7 protein-coding genes are annotated in these 7,331 nt (G+C 69.4%); all 7 read left to right on the forward strand.

The features are described from left to right. Window positions 1-486 (forward strand): SDR family NAD(P)-dependent oxidoreductase (locus EIO58_RS09725; protein ID WP_127819371.1); only part of this gene is annotated, 486 nt, incomplete at its 5' end. After that, window positions 483-1,289, forward strand: a complete 807-nt coding sequence (locus EIO58_RS09730) for a crotonase/enoyl-CoA hydratase family protein (RefSeq protein ID WP_127819372.1) — start codon at window positions 483-485, stop codon at window positions 1,287-1,289. The genes EIO58_RS09725 and EIO58_RS09730, both read left to right, overlap by 4 nt. A 59-nt stretch (window positions 1,290-1,348) precedes the next feature. Beyond that, a complete protein-coding gene (locus EIO58_RS09735; RefSeq protein WP_205789206.1) occupies window positions 1,349-2,992 on the forward strand; it encodes an AMP-binding protein in 1,644 nt (547 codons plus the stop codon). A 121-nt stretch (window positions 2,993-3,113) separates the two neighbouring features. After that, the gene (locus EIO58_RS09740; protein ID WP_127819373.1) at window positions 3,114-3,881 is read left to right on the forward strand and encodes an SDR family NAD(P)-dependent oxidoreductase; all 768 of its coding nucleotides are present in this window, start codon (window positions 3,114-3,116) and stop codon (window positions 3,879-3,881) included. A 5-nt stretch (window positions 3,882-3,886) separates the two neighbouring features. Beyond that, window positions 3,887-5,395 (forward strand): aldehyde dehydrogenase family protein, encoded by a 1,509-nt coding sequence (locus tag EIO58_RS09745; RefSeq protein ID WP_205789207.1) that lies wholly within the window; start codon window positions 3,887-3,889, stop codon window positions 5,393-5,395. Beyond that, window positions 5,380-6,261: an FAS1-like dehydratase domain-containing protein gene (locus EIO58_RS09750; RefSeq protein WP_127819375.1), complete on the forward strand. Its 882-nt coding sequence runs from the start codon at window positions 5,380-5,382 to the stop codon at window positions 6,259-6,261. Before EIO58_RS09745 ends, EIO58_RS09750 begins: the two co-directional genes overlap by 16 nt. Beyond that, a partial coding sequence (locus tag EIO58_RS09755; protein WP_164861614.1) for a CaiB/BaiF CoA transferase family protein occupies window positions 6,258-7,331 on the forward strand: 1,074 nt, incomplete at its 3' end. The genes EIO58_RS09750 and EIO58_RS09755, both read left to right, overlap by 4 nt.

The following is a 7,331-nucleotide window of genomic DNA, read 5'->3' on the forward strand; positions in this document are numbered from 1 at the left end:
CTGGTCGACCGCGACGGGAATCCCGGCGACCTCGAGCTCTACGAGACGGTCGTGCGCGTCAATCTCGTCGGGACCTTCAACGTTCTGCGTCTCACGGCCGCGCGCATGGCGCGCAACGAACCCGTCGACGGCGAGCGGGGGGTCTGCATCCTGACGGCATCCGTGGCCGCGTGGGAGGGGCAGATCGGCCAGATCCCGTACGCCTCGGCGAAAGCCGGCATCGTGGGGATGACCCTCGTCGCCGCGCGCGACCTCGCCAGCAAGCTGATCCGTGTGGCGACGATCGCACCGGGGACGTTCGACACTCCCATCCTGGCGCGGCTGTCGCAGGACGTCCGTGACTCGCTCGCGAAGACCGTCCCGCATCCGGCCAGGCTCGGGCGACCAGACGAGTTCGCCTCCCTCGCGGCGCTCATGATCGAGAACCAGATGATCAACGGCGAGACGATACGGCTCGACGGCGCGATCCGGATGGCACCGCGATGAGCCGGCCGACAGCGAACCCGGACGGGTCGGCCGGTTCAGCTGAGGGCGTATTACTCGTCGAGGAGCGCGGACGCGTCCTCGTCCTCACCCTCAACCGCCCCCGCGCGCGCAACGCGATCTCGCTGGAGCTCGCGACGGCGCTGGGCGACGCTCTGGAGACCCTCGACTCCCGCGACGACCTGTCGGTCGCCGTCCTCGCCGGAGCGGGCGGCAACTTCTGCGCCGGCATGGATCTCAAGGGATTCGCTCGCGGCGAGATCCCCATCATCGAGGGCAAGGGTTTCGCCGGGCTCGTCGAGCGCCCCCCGCGCAAGCCGCTCATCGCCGCCGTCGCCGGCTACGCACTCGGCGGCGGCTTCGAGATCGCGCTCGCGTGCGACCTCATCGTCGCCGACACCACTGCGACGTTCGGCCTGCCCGAGACCAGGCGCGGTCTCACCGCGGGTGCCGGCGGACTGCTGCGCCTCGCCCAGCGCATCCCCTATCACCGCGCCATGGAACTCGTCCTCACCGGCCGCATGATGCCGGCCGCCGAAGCGGAGCGCTACGGACTGCTGAGCACGATCGCCGAGGAGGGCAAGGTCCTCGAGGCTGCGCTCGAGCTCGCGCAGCAGGTCGCCCAGAACGCGCCGCTGGCGCTGCAGGCGAGCAAGCAGGTCATCCAGGAGAGCCCCGACTGGCCGCTGCACGAGAAGTTCGCACGCCAGTGGCCGATCGTGGACCCGATCCGCCACTCGCGCGATGCGAAGGAAGGCGCGCTCGCGTTCGCCGAGAAGCGCGCCCCCGTGTGGACGGGCTCCTAGCCGGACTCAGACAAGCGCACGACCGGATTCCGAAGACGCATCCAGAGAATGGGGACCCCTTGACGACGAGAACCTACGGTCACATCGACCTCGTCCTGCCCGACCGTTCGACGTGGACCATCCCCCAGGTGCTGGCGCGCCGGGCCGAGACCCACGGCGACAAGAGCTACCTCCTCGTGCAGTACCAGGACGTCGACCTCACATTCGGCGAGACGAACGAGTTGGCGAAGAAGGTCGCCCGCGGCTTGATCGACGCCGGCGCCGCGTTCGGCGACCGCGTGCTGATCATGTCGCCGAACCGCGTCGAGGTGATGCTCGCCTGGTTCGGCGCTGCCGTCGGCGGCCTTGTCGAAGTCCCGATAAACACGGCCTATATCGGGACGTTCCTCGAGCACCAGGTGCGCACGACCTCGCCGACCGTCGCCGTGATCCACGCCGATTTCGCCGAGCGCTTCCTCGGCGGCGACACGTCCGCGTACCAGACCATCCGGACGTACTTCGTCGTGGGCACCCCCGAGGAGCAGGCGACCGCCATCCGCGCGCTCTCGGACGCAGGGATCGACGCCCGCCCCTACGAGAGCCTGCAGGACCATGCGAGCACCGCCGAGCTGCCCCGGGTGACCCGCTACGACACCGGAGCCATCTTCTTCACCTCGGGTACCACCGGCTTGTCGAAGGGGGTGACGATGTCGCACTCGCAGCTGTGCTTCGTCGCGCAGGAGCAGATCGCCCTCCTGCGACTCACCGACGCCGATACCCACATGTCGGTCGGCCCGCTGTTCCACGGGAACGCGCAGTTCCTGGCCGCACTGCCGGCACTCATCGCGGGCGCCCGATTCGCGCTGCAGGAGAAGTTCAGTGCGAGCCGGTGGATCGATCAGGTCCGCTCGACCGGCGCCACGACCACGAACTTCATCGGCGTGATGATGGATTGGGCGTACAAGCAGCCCGAGCGCCCCGACGACTCCGACAACCGTCTCCGCTGCATCTACTCGGTGCCCACTCCGAGCTCGATCATGGCCGACTTCGCGCGCCGCTTCGATGTGCACGTCTTCGTCGAGCAGTACGGCATGACGGAGATCTCGATGCCGATCCTCGTGCCGTACGGCGAACCGCACCCCGCTGGGAGCGCCGGCCTGCTCGTGGACGAGTTCTTCGAGGCCAAGATCGTCGTCCCCGACACCGACGAGGAGCGACCCGTCGGCGAGATGGGCGAGCTGATCGTGCGCGCCAAGGAGCCTTGGCTCCTCCTCACCGACTACTACAACATGCCCGACCGCACGGCGGAGGCGCTGCGCAACCAGTGGTTCCACACCGGCGACGGACTGCGCCGCGACGAGGACGGCTGGTACTACTTCGTGGATCGCATCAAGGACTCGATCCGCCGGCGCGGCGAGAACATCAGCTCTTATGAGCTCGAGCAGGCGCTGCTCCGCTTCGAGGACATCGCCGACTGCGCGGCCGTTGCAGGCCCCGCCGACACCGAGGCCGGCGAGGACGAGGTGGCGGTGTTCGCGGTGCTGAAGGACGGGTCCGCGCTCACAGAGGAAGCCATCATGGCGCTGTGCGAGAAGTCCCTGCCGAAGTTCGCGATCCCCAAGTGGATCATCGTGCTCGACGAACTGCCCAAGACACCGTCCGGCAAGGTACAGAAGGCCAAACTGCGCGACCGGTTGGGGGAGATGCTGGCGACGCAGCCCTGACGAGCCGGAAGCGAGCCCGCCCGATCTTGCGTGCTCTCCTCCGGACAAATATCCTGATTTCCATGATCATAGATTCCGGGTTTCGGCCGACCGTGGCCGCGCCTGGCGAGGAGAGGTTTCAATGAAGAGGCTCGAAGGACGCATCGCCCTGATCACGGCGGCAGGATCGGGGATGGGCCGCGCCGGCGCGCTGCGGTTCGCGGCAGAAGGCGCCCATGTCATCGTGAGTGATCTGGACGAGACTGCGGCGCGCGTCGTCACCGACGAGATCACGGCGGCCGGCGGCACAGCGACCGCACGACGCCTCGACGTCAGCGACCTCGAGGCTCTGCGAGAGGTGTTCGACTGGATCGAGGCCGAGTTCGGCATCCTGCACGTCCTCTACAACCACGCCGGAATCCCCGGCGCCTCCGGTCTCGAGGTGACGCCCGAGCAGTACGAGAAGGCGATGGACATCAACCTGCGCAGCGCGTTCTTCGCCACGCAGTACGCCGTGCCCCTTCTGAAGAAGGCTGCGCCGCACGCGTCGATCATCTTCACGTCGTCGACCTCGGGCGTCGTCGGCTCGCCGTTCAGCCCGCTGTACTCCCTTGCGAAGGGCGGCATCACGGTCTTCATGAAGGCGGTCGCGAAGCGCCTCGGTCCGGAGGGGATCCGCTCCAACGCGATCCTTCCGGCGATGATCGAGACCCCCATGCTGTCGGAGTTCTTCGGACGCGACGCGGGCGCCGACATCGAATCGCTCAAGGCCGACTTCGCCAAGAAGGTCCCCCTCGCCCGTGCCGGCTCGCCCGACGAGGTGGCCGCGGCCGCCGCGTTCCTCGCGAGCGACGATGCGAGCTGGGTCACCGGAACAGCACTCGCCCTGGATGGAGGTCTTCTCGCATGACTCTCGTGACCGAACTCACCGCCCTGGACAGGCTCAGCCCGCAGGCGCGATCGCTCATCGACGGTCCGCTCAATTGGATCGACGGCACATGGGAGGACGGCGAAGCCCCCGAGCTCAACACCGTCCTCAACCCGTCGACGGGCACCGAGCTGCGAACGGACCCGTTCGCGTCGACCGCGCAGGCGCAGCGCGCCGTGCTCGCCGCGCGTCGCGCCTTCGACCGCGGACCATGGTCGCGCACGTCGCCCGCCGACCGGGCCGCCGTTCTCAGCCGGCTCGCCGACCTGATGGAGGAGCACTTCGACGCGCTCGTCGAGATCATCATCGCCGAGGTCGGCACGCCGGTCGGCCTCGCGAGGGCGATGCAGGTGTCGATGCCGATCGTCAACGTGCGCTGGGCCGCCGAACAGGCGCTGAAGGGCCCGCGGGGTGGTCACGAGGAGCCCCTCGCTCCGGACTTCCGCACACCCGCCTCCAGCTCGTTGCTGCAGAAGATCCCGGTGGGGGTGGTGGCCGGCATCACGGGCTACAACTTCCCGATCAACTCCGTCGTCTGGAAGCTCGGCCCCGGGCTGGCCGCCGGATGCACGCTCGTGTTCAAGTCGTCGGAGCGCACGCCGCTGTCGACACGAGCGCTCATGAAGCTCACCGAGATGGCCGGCGTGCCCGCCGGCGTGGTCAATTTCGTCTCGGGGCTCGGCGATGTCGGCGAGGTGCTGACCTCGCACGAGGCCGTCGACATGGTGATGTTCACCGGCTCGCTCAAGGTCGGCAAGGCGATCCAGAGGGCAGCGGCCGAGACGACCAAGAAGGTGGTGCTCGAGCTCGGCGGCAAGTCCGCCAACATCCTGCTGCCGAGCGTGTCGGACTTCGACGCCATCGTGCAGCCGTCGATCATGCGCTTCGCACGCAACTCGGGTCAAGGCTGTGGTTCGACGACCCGCATGCTCGTCCCGCGCAGCCAGTACGACACCTTCGCCGACAGCATCCAGCGCTTCGTCCGCGACCTTCGCGTGGGACTCCCGTGGGAGGAGACGACCGATCTCGGGCCGCTCATCCGCGAGCAGCAGCGTCAGTTCGTCGCGGGCTTCGTCGACCGCGCGATCGACCAGGGTGCGGAGATCATCGCTGGCGGCGGCTACACCGAAGGACTCGACGGCTTCTTCTACAACCCCACCGTCATCGGCGGAGTCGACAACACGTGGGAGATCTCGCGCGAAGAGCTGTTCGGACCCGTCGGCGTCCTCATCCCCTACGACTCCGTCGAGGAGGCGATCGACATCGCCCACGACTCCCCGTACGGGCTCCACGCCGCCGTCTACGGCGACCCGACTGAGGCGTACGCGGTCGCCAAGCGGCTGCGCACGGGCGCGGTGTCGATCAACGGCGGCGGCTACATGCGGCCCGATGCACCGTGGGGCGGCTTCAAGCTCTCCGGCTACGGACGCGAGATGGGGGAGGACGGGTTCCAGGAGTTCTTCCAGGTGAAGCACATCCAATGGCCGATCCGCTGACCGACGCCGGCGCCGGGGCGCTCACCGCGCCCCGGCCGCCGGCGTTCGACTTCGTCGTCGAGGCGGGAAAGGTCGCGGAGTTCGCTCGCGCTACCGGCGCCGACCCGGCCTCGGCAGCCGACCTCGCGCCGGTGACCTTCCCTGCCGCGAGCGCGCTGTGGATGAAGCCCGAGAACTCCGCCTGGCACGGCATCGATCGCGACTACCGACACGTGCTCCACGGTGAGCAGCGCTTCGACTATCACGACGGACCGCTGCCGGTCGGCATCGTGCTCCGCGCTCGGCAGCGGTTCGGGCGCACCTTCGAGAAGACGGGCCGCCGTGGCGTGATGACGTTCACCGAGGTCGTCACGAGGTTCTGGACGACGGACGAGGCCGAGCCCTTGGCGGAGATGACATCCCTCTCGATCACGCTGCCGTCACCCGCCGGCGAGCGCACGGAGCCAAGGGGCGAGGGCGGCTCCGCATCCGTCGACGCTCCCGCCCGCCCCCAGACGGCCGTCGCCTCGAGTCTCGTGAGCGATGAGACCCCGCCCCTCACGATCACCGACTTCGTGAAGTATCAAGGCGCGTCCGGCGACTTCAACCCGATCCACCACGACGCGGACTTCGCCCGGGCGGCCGGGTACCCGTCCCCGTTCGCCGTCGGGATGCTGACCGCCGGGCTTGCCGCGGCACGGATCGCGAAAGTGCGAGATGTGCAACGCCTTCGCACGTTCCGTGCTCGCTGGCAGTCGCAGGCCTGGCCCGGAGACCGCCTGCGGTTCGTGATCGGCCCCCGCGACACCGCGACGGATGCCGTCGACGCCACCGTGACGCGCGCCGGCGGCGACGTGCACATGCTCGCGTGGGCGGATTTCGCGTGACCGGGCCGCTTGGGGGCGTCCGGGTCGTCGAGATGGCAGGACTGGGGCCGGTTCCGCACACCGGGATGCTCCTCGCCGACCTCGGCGCCGACGTCCTGCGCGTCGCACGACCGGGAGGCGGCGCGATGGCGGAGCTCGCCGGCGAGATCGACCCGGTGCTGCGTGGCCGCGTCCACACGATCGTGGACCTCAAGACCACCGACGGCCTGCGGCAGCTTCGCGCTCTCCTCGCCCAGGCGGATGTGCTGCTGGAGGGATTCCGCCCTGGCGTGATGGAACGCCTCGGTCTCGGCCCGTCGGAGGCGGAGCTCGCCAACCCCCGGCTCGTCTACGCCCGCATGACCGGGTGGGGCCGCGAGGGATCGCGCGCGGACGACGCGGGACATGACCTCAACTACCTCGCCGTCACGGGCGTGCTGCACGCCATCGGGCGTGCGGACGAGCCGCCGCCCGTGCCGCTGACCCTTCTCGGCGACTACGCCGGCGGTTCGCTGCCGCTGGCGCTCGGCATCGTCAGCGCGCTGTACGAACGCGATCGCTCGGGACGGGGGCAGGTCGTCGACATGGCGATGGTGGACGGCATCGGCATCGTGGCGCAGAAGATCTGGGCGTTGCGCGGCGTCGGACGATGGAGCGACGAGCGCAGCGCGAACCTCCTCGACGGCGGCGCCCCGTTCTACGACACGTACCGCTGCGCCGACGGCCGGTACGTGGCCGTCGGCGCGATTGAACGCCAGTTCTTCGCACAACTGGTCGCGCTGCTCGGCATCGACGCCGCCGGACTGGGCGACCAGTACGATCCCGCCGCGTGGGGCGCGTGGCGGGCGGCGATCTCGAAGGCGTTGTCCACACGGACGCGCGACGCGTGGGCGGCATCGGCCGCGGGCACGGATGCATGTCTCACTCCCGTGCTCACCTTCGCCGAGGCACTCGACGACGCGCACGCCCGCGAGCGCGGCGCCTTCACGGAGTCGGGCGGGATTCCGCTCGCGGCGCCGGCCCCGCGGTTCTCGCGGACTCCTGCCGCCGCTCCCGGCCGGCCGGACGCGGCTCCGCTCCCGGCCGATGAG

The organism is Microbacterium sp. CPCC 204701 (assembly GCF_004010105.1).
Taxonomy (GTDB): Bacteria; Actinomycetota; Actinomycetes; order Actinomycetales; family Microbacteriaceae; genus Microbacterium.